The 17066-nt window shown below is 40.8% G+C and carries 15 protein-coding genes; 14 read left to right on the top strand and 1 reads right to left on the bottom strand.

From position 1 onward, the window contains the following. The first annotated feature begins 1 nt into the window (after position 1). The 5 genes from argJ (at position 2) to WDA22_04230 (ending at position 5132) form a co-directional block, all read left to right on the top strand. Positions 2–1219 carry a bifunctional glutamate N-acetyltransferase/amino-acid acetyltransferase ArgJ gene (gene argJ, locus WDA22_04250; protein MFA5832672.1) on the top strand — a complete coding sequence of 406 codons (1218 nt, stop codon included), beginning with the start codon at positions 2–4 and terminating at the stop codon, positions 1217–1219. A gap of 92 nt (positions 1220–1311) precedes the next feature. Beyond that, positions 1312–2154: an acetylglutamate kinase gene (gene argB / locus WDA22_04245; protein ID MFA5832671.1), complete on the top strand. Its 843-nt coding sequence runs from the start codon at positions 1312–1314 to the stop codon at positions 2152–2154. A gap of 335 nt (positions 2155–2489) precedes the next feature. Then, a complete protein-coding gene (argF, locus tag WDA22_04240) occupies positions 2490–3395 on the top strand; it encodes an ornithine carbamoyltransferase (GenBank protein ID MFA5832670.1) in 906 nt (301 codons plus the stop codon). Next, positions 3395–3844, top strand: coding sequence for an arginine repressor (argR, locus tag WDA22_04235; GenBank protein MFA5832669.1), 450 nt, complete (start codon positions 3395–3397; stop codon positions 3842–3844). Before argF ends, argR begins: the two co-directional genes overlap by 1 nt. A 49-nt stretch (positions 3845–3893) precedes the next feature. Then, positions 3894–5132 (top strand): argininosuccinate synthase, encoded by a 1239-nt coding sequence (locus tag WDA22_04230; protein ID MFA5832668.1) that lies wholly within the window; start codon positions 3894–3896, stop codon positions 5130–5132. A 172-nt stretch (positions 5133–5304) separates the two neighbouring features. On the opposite strand, the gene WDA22_04225 is transcribed toward WDA22_04230, so the two are convergent. Then, positions 5305–6204: a pirin family protein gene (locus tag WDA22_04225; GenBank protein ID MFA5832667.1), complete on the bottom strand. Its 900-nt coding sequence runs from the start codon at positions 6202–6204 to the stop codon at positions 5305–5307. 164 nt (positions 6205–6368) lie between these two features. Between WDA22_04225 and WDA22_04220 the strand changes: the two genes are divergently transcribed. The 9 genes from WDA22_04220 to WDA22_04180 all read left to right on the top strand — a co-directional run bounded on the left by WDA22_04220 (position 6369) and on the right by WDA22_04180 (position 16964). Then, entirely contained in the window at positions 6369–7823 is a 1455-nt protein-coding gene (locus WDA22_04220) for a HAMP domain-containing sensor histidine kinase (GenBank protein MFA5832666.1), read from the top strand. A 509-nt stretch (positions 7824–8332) separates the two neighbouring features. Then, positions 8333–10171 (top strand): 2-oxoacid:acceptor oxidoreductase subunit alpha, encoded by a 1839-nt coding sequence (locus WDA22_04215; protein ID MFA5832665.1) that lies wholly within the window; start codon positions 8333–8335, stop codon positions 10169–10171. Beyond that, on the top strand, positions 10171–11220 hold the full coding sequence (locus WDA22_04210) for a 2-oxoacid:ferredoxin oxidoreductase subunit beta (GenBank protein ID MFA5832664.1): 1050 nt from the start codon (positions 10171–10173) through the stop codon (positions 11218–11220). Before WDA22_04215 ends, WDA22_04210 begins: the two co-directional genes overlap by 1 nt. 106 nt (positions 11221–11326) lie before the next feature. Further along, on the top strand, positions 11327–12310 hold the full coding sequence (locus tag WDA22_04205; GenBank protein MFA5832663.1) for a bifunctional oligoribonuclease/PAP phosphatase NrnA: 984 nt from the start codon (positions 11327–11329) through the stop codon (positions 12308–12310). A gap of 7 nt (positions 12311–12317) precedes the next feature. Then, the gene (locus tag WDA22_04200; protein ID MFA5832662.1) at positions 12318–13808 is read left to right on the top strand and encodes a leucyl aminopeptidase; all 1491 of its coding nucleotides are present in this window, start codon (positions 12318–12320) and stop codon (positions 13806–13808) included. Between the two features lie 277 nt (positions 13809–14085). Then, complete coding sequence (locus WDA22_04195) at positions 14086–14496, top strand: acyl-CoA thioesterase (protein MFA5832661.1); 411 nt, start codon at positions 14086–14088, stop codon at positions 14494–14496. 21 nt (positions 14497–14517) lie between these two features. After that, a complete protein-coding gene (locus WDA22_04190; GenBank protein MFA5832660.1) occupies positions 14518–15078 on the top strand; it encodes a thioredoxin family protein in 561 nt (186 codons plus the stop codon). Next, on the top strand, positions 15078–15584 hold the full coding sequence (locus tag WDA22_04185) for a TlpA disulfide reductase family protein (protein MFA5832659.1): 507 nt from the start codon (positions 15078–15080) through the stop codon (positions 15582–15584). The genes WDA22_04190 and WDA22_04185 overlap by 1 nt, the downstream gene beginning before the upstream one ends. 9 nt (positions 15585–15593) lie before the next feature. Further along, a complete protein-coding gene (locus WDA22_04180) occupies positions 15594–16964 on the top strand; it encodes an MBL fold metallo-hydrolase (GenBank protein ID MFA5832658.1) in 1371 nt (456 codons plus the stop codon). Positions 16965–17066 lie beyond the last annotated feature (102 nt).

The following is a 17066-nucleotide window of genomic DNA, read 5'->3' as shown; positions in this document are numbered from 1 at the left end:
AATGAAAACACACAAGATAAAAACAGTGCATAACGGTGTTTGCTCGCCACAGGGATTTATGGCTTCAGGCGTACGGGCCGGAATCAAAAAATCCAAAAAGGATATTACCGTTATTTACTCTGCGCTCCCAGCATATGTGGCGGGAGTTTTTACGCAAAGCGCCACTGTTGCGGCATGCGTAACACTCAATCGCAAACAATTGAAACATTCCAAAACAGCCCATGCAATTCTCGTGAATAGCGGTAATGCAAACGCCTGCACGGGTGAGCGTGGAATGATGAATGCAAAACAATCAATTGCAACAACCGCTGCTGCTCTGGGAATTAAAGGATCTCAAATCCTTGTCGCTTCTACCGGTGTTATCGGACAGTTTCTTCCAATGGACAAGATGACGCTCGGTATTTATGATGCCGTAAAACATCTACGCACAGACGGCAACAGTGATGCTGCTGAAGCAATCTGCACAACGGATACATTCCCAAAAGAATACGCCGTTGAGTTCGAAATTGGAGGAGTGCCCGTGCGTATTGGAGGAATGGCGAAAGGTTCCGGAATGATCGCTCCCAATATGGCAACCATGTTGGCTTTTGTTACAACGGATGCGAAGATATCCTACAATGCATTGAAACACGCTTTTGCCAAAGCAAATGATATGTCATTCAATAGAATCACCGTTGATGGAGATACCAGCACGAATGATATGTCTCTTATTCTTGCAAATGGAAAAGCAGAGAATACAGAAATAAAGGAAGGAACTGCCGGTTTCAAAAAATTCTATATCGCGCTTGAACATGTGTTGATTCATCTATCCAAATTGATTGTGAAAGATGGTGAAGGGGCTACAAAGTTTGTCGAAATCACAGTGACGGGTGCTCCATCCAAAGCTGATGCTGAAGTTGCCTGTAGAACAATCTGCAACTCTCCCCTTGTCAAGACGGCGATTCATGGTGAAGATGCGAATTGGGGTAGAATTCTTGCCGCAGCAGGGCGCTCAGGAATAAAATTTAATCCCGATAAAACAGAGATTTATTTTGATGAGTTAAGGATTCTTGGAAAAAATTATGATATCAGTTTTTCTGAAGAAAAAGCAAAAAAAATCCTAGAGCAAAAAGAAATTACAATCACTGTTCAATTAAATAGCGGAAAACATTCGGCAACGTTCTGGACCTGTGATCTATCAGCAGAATACGTAAGAATTAACGGATCATATAGAAGTTAAAAGTCAAAATGTAAAAAATTAAAATTTTTATTCACTCTAGTTTTATTTTTCACTTTTGACTTTCACATTTTTTACCTTTGACTTTATCAACTATGTCCCAATCTAAAGAAGAAATACTGATCGAAGCTCTTCCCTACATTCAAAAGTATGAGGGGAAAACATTTGTCGTAAAGTACGGCGGTGCAGCGCAGACAGAAACCGAACTGAAGCAGCGATTTGCAAAAGATGTTACGATTCTGAAAAAGATCGGAATCAATATCGTAATCGTACATGGCGGCGGGAAAGAGATTACCGATACGGCTTATAAACTCGGGATTGAAACTCAGTTTGTGAACGGACATCGATTCACCGATAAAAAAATGGTTGATGTTGTTCAAATGGTCCTTGCGGGTAAGATTAATAAAGAGATTGTCAATCTTATTAATCAAAATGACGGAGAAGCTGTCGGTATTAGCGGTGTCGATAACAACCTGTTGATTGCAGAAAAATATTTAGAAGATGGACAGGATATCGGTCTCGTGGGAAAAATTGTCGATGTAAATACCTCATTCCTTCACATGTTTTTGTCCAATAAACTGATGCCAGTCATTGCACCTTTTGGAGTCGGCACCGATGGAACAATTTTTAACGTTAACGCAGATCTCGCTGCCGCAGCGGTTGCCTCAGCCTTAAAAGCTGAAAAATTGGTCTATCTGAGCGATGTAGAAGGTGTTATCGCAAACAAACAGCTTGTCTCTACGCTGACGGAACAAAATGCGCGCGAATTGTTTGGCGATGGAATTATCAGTGGCGGAATGATCCCAAAAGTAAAATCGGCATTCTCAACACTCCACGCCGGAGTAAAAAAAGTGCATATGATTGATGGACGAAAAAAACACTCCCTTCTCCTTGAAATATTTACGGATGAAGGTATCGGAACGGAATTAGTTTTGTAATTTTATTTGTAATTATTCAGCGACCAAATAAAACAGTATATAATCCTAGTCATTCTGAACGAGTTCCGCAGTTTTGTTGCGGAACGAAGTGAAGAATCTGGTTTGTATGCTTGAAAACTTAAAGTGTAGTTTTTCAGATTCTTCGCTACGCTCAGAATGTCTAGGTTTTCACTATCCACCCAAATAATAGCTAAGCAGTTACTTTTATTTTATTAATGGCAAGATTACATGATTTTCAAGATTATCAAAATTCACTGATTTGCACTTCCAAATCAATCTTGTGATTTTGCAATCTTGAAATATTGAAAATGAATAATTTTTCAGAGTAAAAATACATGAATAAAGATTTTATCTCCATCTCAGATTTATCCAAAGACGAAGTGTTCGAACTTCTTACTCTTGCTGATTCCTTAAAGACTCAAAAAGATGTGAAACCTCTCGTAGGGAAAACGGTAGCCATGATTTTCCAAAAGCCGTCTCTTCGTACACGTGTGTCATTTGAAGTTGGTGTAATTCAACTTGGCGGACATGCTATCTTCCTTACGGATGAAGGGGTCGGACTTGGCGTTCGGGAATCAGCAGCGGATGTTGCAAATGTTTTGTCTCGATTTAATGATGCTATTGTTGCTCGCGTGTTCAATCACCAACTATTGCTGGATCTTTCAAAATTTGCCACAGTTCCGGTGATTAATGCTCTTTCTGATCTGTCTCACCCTTGTCAGATTTTAGCTGATCTTTATACCATTCGTCAGCATGGAAAGCTGCGAGACCATGTAAAGGTGGCTTACGTGGGCGATGGAAATAATATTGTGAATTCATGGCTTGAACTTTCTTCGATTATTCCAATTCACCTGACTTTAGCAATTCCATTCGGGTACGAACCGGATCAAACTACTTTTGATAGAGCCAAAAAGGCAAACGTCAGCAAGATTGAAATCATCCGCGATCCGCGTAGTGCCGTAAACAAAGCAGATGTTGTGTACACCGACACCTGGACAAGTATGGGACAAGAAAAAGAGAAGACAAAACGGATCTTTGATTTCTGGGAATATCAAGTAAATTCATCTCTTCTTCGACAGGCGAAGAAGGATGTTATCGTAATGCATTGCCTTCCTGCCCATCGCGGTGAAGAAATCACGGACGAAGCGTTAGACGGAAAACAATCTGTGGTGAATGATCAAGCGGAAAACCGTCTGCATATTCAAAAAGCAATCATGGCAAAGTTGATCGGAAAAATGTAATGAATAAGAACCAGCGGCAATTCATCATCAAAGAGATTCTCCAAGATCACGACGTTGCCAATCAGGAAGAGCTTGTGGCATTGTTGAAAAAACGCGGGATTATTGTTACACAAGCAACTCTCTCTCGGGATTTTGCGGTATTGGGTATTGTTCGGATCCATGCAAACGGGAAGCAAAAATATTCTCTTTCCGCTAACAATGAAGAATCATCTATTACACCACTTGTCACCCACGAAGTTGTCGGAATTGAATCAAATGAATCGCTCATCGTTGTTCGTACTCTTCCCGGTAGAGCAGGAGGAGTTGCTTCCTATATCGATTCAATGCGTAATCGAATGATTCTGGGCACGCTCGCCGGGGATGACACTGTCTTAGTAACCCCTGCATCTGTTAAGAAAATTTCTACAATTCTAAAACAATTAAAAGAAGCACTGTTCGAAAAACAATAATAGTTGTCCTTGATATCATATACTCACCACTCTTAAGAAAGAAATCACAATGAAAAAAGAAAAAATTGCAGTTGCCTATTCCGGTGGACTTGATACATCGGTCATAGTAAAATGGCTTCAGGAAAAATATAATGCCGATATCATTACTGTCACAGGAAACCTTGGGCAGAAAAAAGAATTGATCGGCGTGCCGGAGAAAGCATATAAATCCGGCGCAAAAAAAGTATTCATGCAAAATCTTGAAAAAGAATTTGTGTATGATTACATCTTCCCCGCACTGAAAGCCGGTGCACTGTATGAACATTCTTATCCGATGGCAACTTCACTCGGCAGGCCGTTACTTGCAAAAGCACTTGTTGATGTTGCAAAACGTGAACGTTGCACAGCCGTTGCTCATGGTTGCACCGGAAAAGGAAATGATCAGGTCCGCTTTGAAGTAGCTGTTATGGCACTCGCTCCCGAATTAAAAGTGCTTGCACCGCTGCGCGAGTGGGAATTCAAATCGCGCGAAGAAGAAGTGGAATATTGCCAGAAGCACGGCATTCCTGTGAAAGCAACAAAGGACAGTCCATATTCGATCGATGAAAATATTTGGGGAACAAGCATCGAATGTGGCATTTTGGAAGATCCGATGGAAGTTGCACCGCAAGATGCATATCAACGCACTGTTTCTCCCGAAAACGCTCCTGATAAACCAACGTATGTGACGATTGAATTCAAGGCAGGCGTACCGGTAGGATTGAATGGCAAGAAAATGGATGGAGTATCGTTAATCCACAAATTGAACGAGATCGCTGGAGCAAATGGTGTCGGTCGTCTTGACCTTGTAGAAAACCGTTTAGTCGGAATTAAATCGAGAGAGATTTACGAAGCACCAGCCGCAGTCACACTGCATTTCGCTCATCGCGAACTGGAACGACTGACGTTGGATAAAGAAGTAACACATTACAAAATTAAATTGGCAAACGATTATGCTAACATCATCTACAACGGATTATGGTTTTCACCGCTGAAGAAAGCACTGGATGGTTTCATCAACGAAACACAGAAGAATGTGACAGGTATTGTTAAAGTGAAACTGTATAAAGGAAATGTTGAAATTGCCGGACGCACATCACCATTCTCGTTGTATGACATGAAACTTGCCACATATACAAAAGAAGATACATTCGATCACACAGCGGCTGAAGGATTTATCAAAATTTACGGATTACCTTCAAAAATCTATAATCGTGTGAATAAGGAGAAATTTGCAAAAGTGAAAAAAGCATTAAAGCGCAAAAAGTAACCTTTTCTTAACTGGCGTATCAATAAAAAAACCGGAGAGCGATCTTCGGTTTTTTATTTTCTTTACTTTAATAGAATATGGATGTTACGGATTACGCGGATGCACACCGATCTGGAGTAAATAATTCATCCGTGAGAATCTGTTCTTTCTTTGTCATCCGTGTTCTATGCTTCTATTTAATAAACGTCCCGTTTCGTAACTCATCAAATGCATGTTGTAATTCCTGCTGCGTATTCATCACAATCGGTCCACCCCACGCAACAGGTTCTTTCAGAGGTTTTCCCGAAACGAGCAAAAATCGAATTCCATTTTCTCCTGCTTGAACAGTCACTTCATCTCCACTATCAAAAAGTATCAAGGAACGATTTCCTGACCATTCAAGGCGTTCGTCACCATTCGGCATCAATGATTCTCTGAGCGTGTCTTGAGGCGCAGATGCTTCACGAAATGTTCCCGTTCCTTCAAAAATATAGGCGAATGCTTGACGATATGTTTCCACCTTCAATGTTTTCCTTTTTCCCGGTGGTACAAAAACATCAAGATATCGTGGATCGGCTGCGATTCCATCAACTGGTCCTTTCTTTCCCCAAAAATCACCACAGATTATCCGCACTTGTGTTCCATCGTCATCTGTAACTAATGGAATCTCTTTGGAATTCACATCCTGATAACGCGGCGCGGTCATTTTTAATGATGATGGAAGATTTGCCCATAATTGAAATCCATGCATCCTTCCAACAGAATCCCCTTGTGGCATTTCTTGATGAAGAATTCCGCTTCCAGCAGTCATCCATTGAACATCACCGGCACCGAGCGAGCCATTATTTCCTAAACTATCACTGTGTGTGACGTTTCCGGCAAGAACATATGTGATTGTCTCAATTCCTCTGTGCGGATGCCATGGAAAACCGGCAAGATAATCACGAGGATTATCATTCCTAAAATCATCCAATAATAAGAATGGATCGAATTCACTCGGATTCCCAAAACCAAAAGCGCGCCGTAGATGCACACCGGCTCCCTCAAGAGTAGGTTTGGCTGGAATAATACGTTTAATAGGACGAATAGACATACTTTTCTCACATTATCGTTTAATTATACACCACCTGGTTAAGTGATGCAATAGGAGAATTATGTTATTTAATAAATCCGAAAACTCATTTCTTTCGTTTATACCCTTGAAAATCAGACTAAATTGTATCATTTTAGCCCAGCACTTCACATCAAGGAGCCATTATGTTCAGAAATCTTAGTATCTCAACAAAATTATTCCTCACGTTTGTTCCCATTTTTATTGTTGGGATTGCCGCCAGCATTTATCTGAATAATCAATATCAGGAAGAACAAATGCAGTCCCAAGCACTCGAGTCTGCAAATGAAAAAGCTCTAATAGTTCGTGAATCGTTGGTGAACATGATGGTAGAAAGTCAAATGGTGGATGATAAATATCTTGAGAAAGTAAAGCATGTGGCCAATCTTCATGATCTTTATATCAGGATAGACACTGCAAAACTGCGCCTTGCCGAAGATTTTATGGACAGCACTCGTGCTGCACGATTAGCAGAACGCGTAGAGTTGGCAAACAATAAAGGTGAATACGATAACCAATACGGCAATCAAGTTCTTGCAACAGGTAAGCAGCAATGGATCCGATTAGGCGATGACTTCAAAGCAATGGTTCCATTTGTGGCAGAAAAAAAATGTCAACGCTGCCATGATGTTCAGATCGGCGATGTTCTCGGTGTTGCACATCTTGACTTTCCCCTCACAAAGATTATTGAAGCAAATCAAAAGAACTCTCAACGTTCCGCTATGATCTCCGGCGGAGTTGCCTTCTTTGTTATTCTTGTCGGATTTATTTTCTTCCGCTCGCTCGTTCAGTCCCCATTAAAAAAATTGGAGAAAGCCACCGAAGAGATTGGTAAGGGAAATATGAGTGATGAACTAGCATTGCCGAGTGGAAACGACGAGATGGGAAAACTTGCGCAAGCATTTTCTCAAATGCGCGGAGCATTGAAGCAGAGTCAGGATGCAATGAGAATCTCCACCGTTGGCCAAGTTGCTGCATCGTTGGTTCAGGATTTTCGCGCTCCCATTAAAGAGATTGTTAATGCCATCGATGAGATTAAAAAATCTCCAATAGATGAAGTAAAGAAAAATGAATTGCTGGATGATGCAAAAGAATCTGCACAACTCGTCAACAGAATGACACAGGACTTGATCGATTTCACTTCCGGTGATATTAAGGTTGATAAAAAATTATCCAGCGTTGGGAAACTCATCCGATCCGTGACAACGAGCATCAAACCAGATTTAGATAAACAAGGGATCAAATTTGACACGAACGCAAAATATGATGGTCAGGCGATCATCGATCCAGAACGAACTGCCCGTGCACTTGATAATATTATTTCATATGCAGCAAATTATGTCGCAGCTGGAGGAATGATCAAACTTGAAACTGATTCCGATGCCGGGAAATTATTTATCAGAATCATCGATAACGGCAGCGGTATTCCAAAAGCATTTCAAGAAAAAATCTTCGAACCGTTCGTGAAAGTTGTTCAAAGTGGCGGGGTAGGACTTGATCTTGCCCTTGCAAAAAAGATTATTGAAAAACAGGGGGGCAAAATCTCCCTCGTCTCCGAAGAAGAAAAAGGAACAACCTACGCCATTACATTGCCAATGTAAACGCAGCGTTCAGATTTTAGATTTTAATGTTCAGACATAAAAACCCGCTTGAAATGTCTTCCGTCGGTAGATAAAGCGGGTTTTTTATTCAATCATCAATAACTTTGAATTTGCCCTTAATTCATTCGTTATGTCTCATGATAAGACCTAACTTGAATCTGCCAATTTAATAATCTAACTTAGTATTAAGGAGTTTTTGGTCTTAATTATTCTCTTCAATATTTTCAAAAATACCGTGAATTATTTCTTATGAGCTTCATATGATTGGGATTTTCATCGCTGAATTTCTCAATAGTGAAAAATGAGCAATCTTACAGGAGAAAAAACTCGGTATTTTAGGTAGTTCATATTTGGCGCGGCTTTTGCATTAAAATTGACACATTGCTTCAGGGATTTTATCCTTAAAAAATATTCCCGTTCTTAAATGAGCTGAAATAACAATTTTTTCAACGTCATCCCGCACAAAGAAATACCTAGCGGTGAGACAAAACTTTAAGAAAGACGTGCTTATGGAAAAAGAAACTCGTGTTCTTGATGAAGTTACGATACGCTTTGCCGGAGATTCCGGTGATGGTATGCAATTGACTGGGGGTCAGTTTACCAACACTTCCGCTGCAATGGGAAATGATCTTTCAACGCTCCCGGATTATCCAGCTGAGATTCGGGCTCCTATCGGTACCACATACGGTGTCAGTGGATTCCAAATCCATTTCGGTGCAACGGAAATTAACACGCCTGGCGATCATTGCGACGTTCTTGTAGCAATGAATGCTGCATCACTGAAGGTGAATCTCCGTTCATTAATCGATGGTGGTATCATCATCGTCAACACCGACGGTTTTGGCGACAAAAATTTGAAACTTGCCGGATATGCGCAAAGCCCATTATCTGACGGTTCTCTTTCCAAATTTCAAGTCTTTCAAGTTGATATTACAAAACTGACGAATCTTGCACTTGCCGACATGAACCTTGGCCAAAAGATCGTCGACAAGACAAAGAACTTTTTTGCATTGGGTATGATGTATTGGATGTTCAATCGAACGTTGGACAATACCACACAATGGATCACGGAAAAATTTGAGAAAAAACCTGAACTGATTGAAGCGAATACTCGGGTAATGAAAGCCGGATGGAATTATGCTGAAACGACAGATATCTTCGTTGTAAAGTATGATGTAAAACCTGCCCCGCTCACTCCCGGTAAATATCGTAACATTAACGGTAACCAGGCCACCGCGCTCGGATTCGTTGCCGCTGCGGAAAAAGCAAATCTTCCACTCTTCCTCGGTTCGTATCCTATTACACCAGCGAGTGACATCCTGCATGAATTATCATATTTCAAAAATTTTGGCGTAAAGACATTTCAAGCTGAAGATGAGATCGCAGGAATCACAAGCGCTATCGGCGCAGCTTTTGGCGGTTCTCTTGCACTCACAACCACGAGCGGTCCTGGTGTTGCGTTGAAGACAGAAGCAATCGGTCTTGCAGTAATGGTAGAACTTCCTCTTGTTATTGTTAACGTTCAACGCGGCGGCCCAAGCACCGGTCTGCCGACGAAAACAGAACAAGCAGACCTTCTGCAAGCAGTCTATGGAAGAAATGGTGAAGCACCTGTCCCGGTAATTGCGGCTTCAACGCCAAGCGGTTGTTTTAATGCGGCATTTGAAGCATCACGTATCGCATTAAAGTTTATGACTCCAGTTATGCTTTTAACGGATGGTTACATAGCAAACGGTTCGGAACCATGGCTCATCCCTGAAGTAAAAGATCTTAAAGACATCTCTGTAAAATTCCGTACAGATCCGGATAACTATATGCCATATTTGCGTGATGATGTTACACTCTCCCGTGAATGGGCAATTCCCGGAACTCCCGGACTTGAACACCGCATCGGCGGCTTGGAGAAACAAGATAAGACCGGAAACATTAACTACGAACCGGAAAATCATGATAAGATGATTAAACTCCGTGCGTCGAAAATTGAACGAATCGCAAACGATATTCCCCCGGCAAAAGTCGAAGGAGATGAAAAAGGCGACGTATTGGTTGTTGGTTGGGGTGGTACGTATGGAACAATCAAAACTGCTGTCGAGAGAAAACGAAAAGAAGGAAAATCCGTTTCCCACTTACATCTTCATTATATTAATCCGTTACCAAAAAATGTTGGTGAGATTTTGTCACAATTTAAGTATGTCCTTGTTCCCGAAATTAATTTGGGGCAATTGATTAAAATTTTACGCGACAAATTTCTTGTCCCGGCAATCGGTCTGAATAAAGTTCAAGGGCTACCCTTCCGTTCGATTGAGATCGAACAAAAAATTGATGAGATCTTAGGAGGAAAAAAATAATGAACACTCTCGTAAATGGCGTTACCAATCAATCAACAGTGGCAACAACAAAATACACTGCTAAAGATTTCAGTTCGGATCAAGACGTGCGATGGTGTCCCGGTTGCGGCGATTACTCAATCCTCGCACAGGTACAGCGTGTGATGCCCGATCTGAACATTCCAAAAGAAAAAATTGTGTTCATTTCCGGAATAGGTTGTTCAAGTCGTTTCCCCTATTATATGAACACATACGGATTTCATAGTATCCATGGCCGTGCAACAGCAATCGCTTCCGGATTAAAGATAGCTCGCCCGGATTTGAGCGTTTGGGTTGCTACGGGCGACGGTGACGGTCTTTCTATCGGTGGTAATCATATGATTCATATCCTTCGCCGAAATGTTGATGTGAATATTTTATTATTTAACAATCAGATCTATGGATTGACCAAAGGCCAATACTCACCAACATCTGAAATGGGAAAAATAACAAAATCGACTCCATACGGATCAGTCGATATGCCGTTCAATCCAGCAGCATTAGCTCTTGGTTCAGGCGGTACATTTGTTGCACGTTCTTTGGATCGCGATCCGAAACATATGCAGACAATCATCAAACGGGCAGCAGAACATAAAGGTACATCGTTCGTCGAGATCTATCAAAACTGTAATGTATTCAATGATGGAGCGTTCTTTGTCTTTACGGAAAAAGAATCAAAACCCGACAATGTAGTATTTCTGGAACATGGCAAACCGCTGGTCTTTGGAAAAGAAAGTGATAAAGGAATCAAACTCGACGGCTTCTCTCCGGTTGTCGTTTCGTTAAAAGACGGAAGCCACTCGGTGAACGATCTTTTAGTTCATAATGAAAAAGATTCTACACTGGCGTTCATTTTGGCAAACATGACATATAATGCTGAATTGCCAAGACCAGTCGGGATATTCCTCGCAACAGATCGGCCCCGTTATGAAGTAGAAATGGAAAAACAGATCGATTCCGCCATCTCCAAACGAGGGAAAGGATCTCTTGAAAAATTGTTGAATACCGGAGATACGTGGGTTATTCAATAAATTTATAAACCATATAATATATTTAGTGCCCGGCGAATGTCGGGCACTGTTGTTTTAATACCAGTTCCATCTTTGAAGCCAGGTCATTTTTTCGTATTTTGAGTATATGATTGAACAATTCACCCAACTGCACGAAGTTTTTAAATCCAAACAAACATTCGTTATAACAACTCACGTAAATCCTGACGGAGACGCAATCGGAAGCGAAGTAGCTTTGGCGTTATTCCTGAAGGATAAAGGGAAAAAAGTAACTATCATCAACCAGAGTGAAACACCAGACAATCTTCTCTTTTTGACAAAGTTATTTCCTATGCTGACATATAATGGAAATCTGGATCATCATATTCTTAATGTGGACTGTTTTTGCGTGGTGGATACTAATTCTCCAAAACGCTTTAGTGCCATGGCAGACACCGTGCAAAAAAGTAAAGCATATAAAATCTGTATAGACCATCACCTTGAACAAGAACACTTTGCTGATCAATATATTGTCGATACTGACGTTCCGGCCACGAGTGAATTACTCTATCGAATTTTCATCTCCGACAATCCCAATACGATCACAAAGCCAATTGCCGAAGCATTATATGCCGGCATAATGACTGATACAGGTTCATTTAAATTCCCCAAGACAGATTCTGAAACGCATATTATCACCGCCCATCTTTTAAAATGCGGAGTTGATCCATACGCTATCTATCAGCACATTTACGAAAGCGGCGAGATCAATAAACTCCACTTACTCGGTAAAGCATTGGAAACGATTCAAGTGCATAACAATGGGAAGATTGCTTCAATGGTTCTTCCCCGATCGATCTTCAGCGAAACACATACGAATGAAGCTGATGTGGACAATTTAACGCAGTATGTTCTGTCCATCAATAAAGTTGTTGTCGGACTTGTGTTCGTAGAACTTGTGGACGGTGTCAAGGTCAGTTTCCGGTCCAAAGGTGATATAGCAATCAATATTGTAGCAAAACAATTCGGCGGAGGCGGGCATAAAAATGCCTCTGGTGCTCGTCTAAAAAATATCGGACTGCAGGATGCAGTGACAGCAGTCTTAGATAAAACAAAAGAAATTTTACTTTAGGAATAATATGAAACTTTCTGCCATCCGCTCTTCCATTGATAAAGTATCCGCAGATCTCATTGTTACATTCATTTTTCAAGATGAAAAGCTCTTCGCTCAATCAAAATCAAAACTTACAGGTTTTTATAAGACAGCAGAATCCGCTCTTTCATCAAAAGATTTCTCGGGAAAAGAAGGAGAAACGATACTTCTCTATACTGAAAAAAGTAAATCACCTCGCTTATTCTGCATAGGTTTAGGCGAATCAAAAAAATTCACAATTGAAAAACTCCGCCGAGCGACAGCAACGGCAGCAAAAAAAGGAAAAGCACTCAAAGTTTCTTCCATCGCAATCGACATGCCGGATCTATCGGTTATTCTTCCCGATTCAATTGAAGAGATTGCCATTGCACTGTCTGAGGCATCGATTCTCTCTATCTATAAATATGACAAATATATTTCAAAAGAGAAGAATGGAAAAACGTTATCAGTCATATCCTTTGTGTCGAACTCTCATTATTCCAAAGAGATTCTGCGAGGAATCCAAACGGGACAGATCATTGCCGATGCAACAATCCATGCACGCGATCTCACCAACGCTCCGGGAAGTGAAATCTACCCCGAAACGCTTGCCAATGATGCCAAGCAACTCGGAAGACAATTAGGATTTACCGTTTCTGTTTTCGATAAGAAAAAAATTCAACAGCTTGGCATGGGTGGTGTGATTGGTGTGAGCAAAGGAAGTTCGAAAGACCCACGATTTATTACGTTGGAATATGGAAAATCTTATAAGAAAAAAGGAACCATCGTACTAGTAGGGAAAGGTGTCACATTCGACACCGGTGGAATCTCGATTAAACCATCCGCAGGAATGGCGGAGATGAAAATGGATATGGGGGGAGCTGCTGCGGTGATCGGAACATTCCATGCAATTGCAAGATTAAAATTGAAAAAACATATTGTCGGACTTATCCCCTCTGTGGAAAATATGTTGAGCGGTGACGCAGTGAAACCGGGTGATATCATTCGTCATTACAATGGCAAGACTTCCGAGGTGGATAATACCGATGCTGAGGGGCGATTGATTCTGGCCGATGCATTATCATACGCTGCTATATTCAAACCAGAACTGGTAATTGATCTTGCGACATTAACGGGCGCAGTTGTTGTAGCCCTTGGACATTATGCAAGCGGTATGATGGGGAATGATCAAGATTCAATGGACGCATTGTCTGTTGCCGGCGACAAAACCTACGATCGAGTATGGCAATTACCAATGTACGACGAATATGAAAAATTGATTAAAAGCGATGTCGCTGATGTGAAGAATGTCGGCGGGCGTTGGGCCGGTTCCATTACTGCCGGTTGGTTCCTGAAAAAATTTATCGGAGATTATAAATGGGTGCATCTTGATATCGCTGGAACTGCTATACAAGAAGAAAACCAAGACTATATACCTCGTGGTGGTTCTGGCGCTGGTGTTCGATTACTTGTGGAATTTTTAAGAAACAGAGAATAGCGCTCTCGCAAAGTCGCTATTATTACGCCCCTACGGCGCATTTTTGAAGCCGATAAAATCATGAACTAATTCGCTTGTTCCGTTGTCCCATTAGGGACAAGATATTTGTAGAAGATCAAGCGGATCAATTTTCAAGTCCCGTCAGGGACGAAATATTCTTTCATTAATAAAGAAGTGAGAAACATCAGTCAGTAAGTAAAGTATTGCACGAACTGTTAATACTCTAGATGATTAAAAATTATTGCTTCTTATTCCATTTGCGACTTTGCGAAACAATATGAAATATTCTAAATTTACTTCAGAAGTGCTCGTTCGCCCGGATGATATCGACATGAATAACCATGTTCATAATTCAAAATATCTTGAATTAGTCTTAGCAGCCCGGTACGAACAAATGACGCGAGATTATAAAATGTCCATGGACGAATTCATCCGGCGTGGATTAGGATGGGTAGTGAACACTTGCTTCATTCAATACAAACGCCCTCTTGTCCTTGGGGATGTTGCAATTGTAAAGACCGGGATTCTTGAGTTCGGAACTTCTTCAGCAAAAGTCGGGTTTGAGATCTTTAGAAAAGAGACGAACAAATTATCCGCAGACGGGTATTTTGATTACACCTTGGTCAATCTTACATCAGGCCGTTCTGAAAAACTTTCAGAAGAAATTGTTCAAAAATATAGTATCTAACAATCACCAAATGGAGTAACCATGAAAACGTTAATTGCTACGTTAATTCTTGCTGTAACATTTACCTTCGCCGGCACACCAGTAAAAGTAGAAAATTTCACATTAAATGATTATAACGGAAAGAAATTTGAACTTGCCGATTTCAAAGAATCAAAAGCAATCGTATTAATGTTCATTTCAACTCAATGCCCTGTGTCAAATGCCTATAATGAACGCATGGCGTCGTTATATAATGATTACAAGGATAAAAAAATTGCCGTGGTCGGAATCAACTCCAACAAAGCTGAAGCACCCGATGAAATTAAAGAACACGCTCAAGAACATAATTTTGGATTTACTATTCTTAAAGATGTGAATAATGTTATTGCTGATAAATTGGAAGCCAATCACACACCGGAAATTTACATCGTTCACCCTACCACATTGGAGGTGTTGTATCATGGCCGTATCGATGATTCACAGCGAGAAGCAAAAGTAAAAACGAATGATTTGCGCACGGCATTAGATGAAATTATTTCCGAAAAACCAGTTTCTGTGAAAGAAACCAAAGCGTTCGGTTGCACCATTAAGCGAGTGAATTAATGTTGAATCATCAATTTTCACGAAGCCGGGTTTTTCTCGGCTTCTTTTTTTTGAATACAGTTCTATCAATAGGCCAAACCGTTCGACCTATTGATGAAAAAGGATTGGACTCACTCATTTCTCACCGAAATGGGAAACATCTCGTCCTTAATATATGGGCAACGTGGTGTATTCCATGTAAAGAAGAGTTTCCGGATCTGATAAAACTTTCCGATAGTCTCAAAGCAAAACAGGTTGAAGTCGTTGCAATCAGTGTCGATTATCCTGATGAAATCAATTCCAAGATACAACCATTCCTAAAAAAAATGAAACCCCCTTTCCGAGTTTTTGTTTGGGACTTCCCATCGCAGGATGCCTTTTTTGCTCAATTCGATAAATCGTGGAGTGGTGCAATTCCCGCAACATTTATCTATGATAACAAAGGGATACAACAGCGATTTCTGCTGGGCAAACAAAGCAACTCTCAATTTAAAAAAGCCATTGATGATGTTCTCAGGAAACAGTAACTTTCTTTCATGATCACTTTCCTTCCTCTTGGTGGTGCAAACGATATCGGCGCATCATGTTATTATTTGAATATTGAAGGAACAGGGATCATCCTGGACAGCGGAACACATCCTCGTAAGTTTGGCATTGATTCCCTTCCTCGTTTTGAACTCCTGAAAGACTTGAATGTGGATGCAGTATTAATTTCACATGCACATCAGGATCATATTGATTCCCTTCCGTTTCTTGTCCAGCGACATCCCTATATTCGTATTGTGACCACTCCCCAAACGCGTGCGATTGCGGAGATTACACTTCATAATTCTGTCAATATTCTTACCGAACAGTTAAAGGATGAAACCACCATCCGTGCGTACACCCATGATGAAATCGACTTGCTGATTCAAAATGTGGAATGGCAGGAATACCAGAAACAATTCATTGTGAATGGATATCGTCATGCAAGTAGTGATCCGGTGTATGCATCCTTTCATGACGCAGGACATATTCTCGGTTCCGCAGGAACGTTAGTGGAACATAACGGGAGATCGATTTTTTATACTGGCGACGTTAATCTTGAAAAGCAATCACTCCTTGCAGGGGCAAAACTGCCAAAAAGAAAAGTGGATGTGCTTATTTTGGAATGTACGCATGGATCAACCGATTCCGAATTACTCCCATCCCGAACGAGTGAACAGGCGCGCCTGGCAAAATCAGCAAATATGATATTGGGACGCGGAGGTTCAATTCTCGTTCCGGTATTTGCCCTGGGAAAAATGCAAGAAATGCTCTCGATGTTTTGGAAGTTGATGCAAAAAGGTTCAATGGCTACCTCCGATATCTATACGGGAGGCGTGGGGAAAAAACTTTGCAGTGTGTATGATAAAAATCGATATACGGTTGGATATAACGATACAGATTTTGTCCTTTCCGATATCCCGCAAAAAGATCTCTACGATGTAGAACACATTGATGATCTTCTACGGCATCAATGTATTGTTCTTGCCGGCAGCGGAATGGTTATTCAAAATACTCTCTCTTTTAAAATGGCTCAACGCTGGTTAACAAATCCCAAAGCGGGCATCTTTACTGTTGGATATATGGATCAAGAAACACCGGGATATCGAATCGCCACATCAAACAAAGGAGATCTTATCCAATTAACCGATGCTCATGAACCGCAAAATGTTTCATGTGATATTGACCGATTTCGTTTTTCGGCACACAGCAATAGGGACGGTATACTTTCAATCGTTGATACACTTCGTCCTTCAACCGTTATTTTGGTTCACGGTGAACATGATTCCATTGATTGGATGGGATATTCCATTATAAAACGATTTCCTCATATAAAATTACACGCAGCAGAAATTGGCAAACAATTGACCTTCTTTGAATAAATCCCTTCATCCTGAAACACAATTTTCTTATCTTTCCATATCGAAATTATTTCCACTGTCTGAACGGATTGTTATACGTGAACAAAACATTTTATAATAATC

The sequence above is a fragment of the Bacteroidota bacterium genome, assembly GCA_041658205.1.
In the GTDB taxonomy this organism is placed as follows: domain Bacteria; phylum Bacteroidota; class Ignavibacteria; order UBA10030; family UBA8401; genus UBA8401.
Note: the sequence above shows the minus strand (reverse complement) of the source record. Positions and strands in the feature narration are given on the sequence as shown.

Coding starts and splice junctions, on each gene's coding strand:
- argF (MFA5832670.1), top strand. CDS start 2,490: ATGAATAAAGATTTTATCTCCATCTCAGATTTATCCAAAGACGAAGTG.
- WDA22_04200 (MFA5832662.1), top strand. CDS start 12,318: ATGAAACTTTCTGCCATCCGCTCTTCCATTGATAAAGTATCCGCAGAT.
- WDA22_04215 (MFA5832665.1), top strand. CDS start 8,333: ATGGAAAAAGAAACTCGTGTTCTTGATGAAGTTACGATACGCTTTGCC.
- WDA22_04225 (MFA5832667.1), bottom strand. CDS start 6,204: ATGTCTATTCGTCCTATTAAACGTATTATTCCAGCCAAACCTACTCTT.
- WDA22_04205 (MFA5832663.1), top strand. CDS start 11,327: ATGATTGAACAATTCACCCAACTGCACGAAGTTTTTAAATCCAAACAA.
- WDA22_04195 (MFA5832661.1), top strand. CDS start 14,086: ATGAAATATTCTAAATTTACTTCAGAAGTGCTCGTTCGCCCGGATGAT.
- WDA22_04230 (MFA5832668.1), top strand. CDS start 3,894: ATGAAAAAAGAAAAAATTGCAGTTGCCTATTCCGGTGGACTTGATACA.
- argR (MFA5832669.1), top strand. CDS start 3,395: ATGAATAAGAACCAGCGGCAATTCATCATCAAAGAGATTCTCCAAGAT.
- WDA22_04190 (MFA5832660.1), top strand. CDS start 14,518: ATGAAAACGTTAATTGCTACGTTAATTCTTGCTGTAACATTTACCTTC.
- WDA22_04220 (MFA5832666.1), top strand. CDS start 6,369: ATGTTCAGAAATCTTAGTATCTCAACAAAATTATTCCTCACGTTTGTT.
- WDA22_04210 (MFA5832664.1), top strand. CDS start 10,171: ATGAACACTCTCGTAAATGGCGTTACCAATCAATCAACAGTGGCAACA.
- argB (MFA5832671.1), top strand. CDS start 1,312: ATGTCCCAATCTAAAGAAGAAATACTGATCGAAGCTCTTCCCTACATT.
- WDA22_04180 (MFA5832658.1), top strand. CDS start 15,594: ATGATCACTTTCCTTCCTCTTGGTGGTGCAAACGATATCGGCGCATCA.
- WDA22_04185 (MFA5832659.1), top strand. CDS start 15,078: ATGTTGAATCATCAATTTTCACGAAGCCGGGTTTTTCTCGGCTTCTTT.
- argJ (MFA5832672.1), top strand. CDS start 2: ATGAAAACACACAAGATAAAAACAGTGCATAACGGTGTTTGCTCGCCA.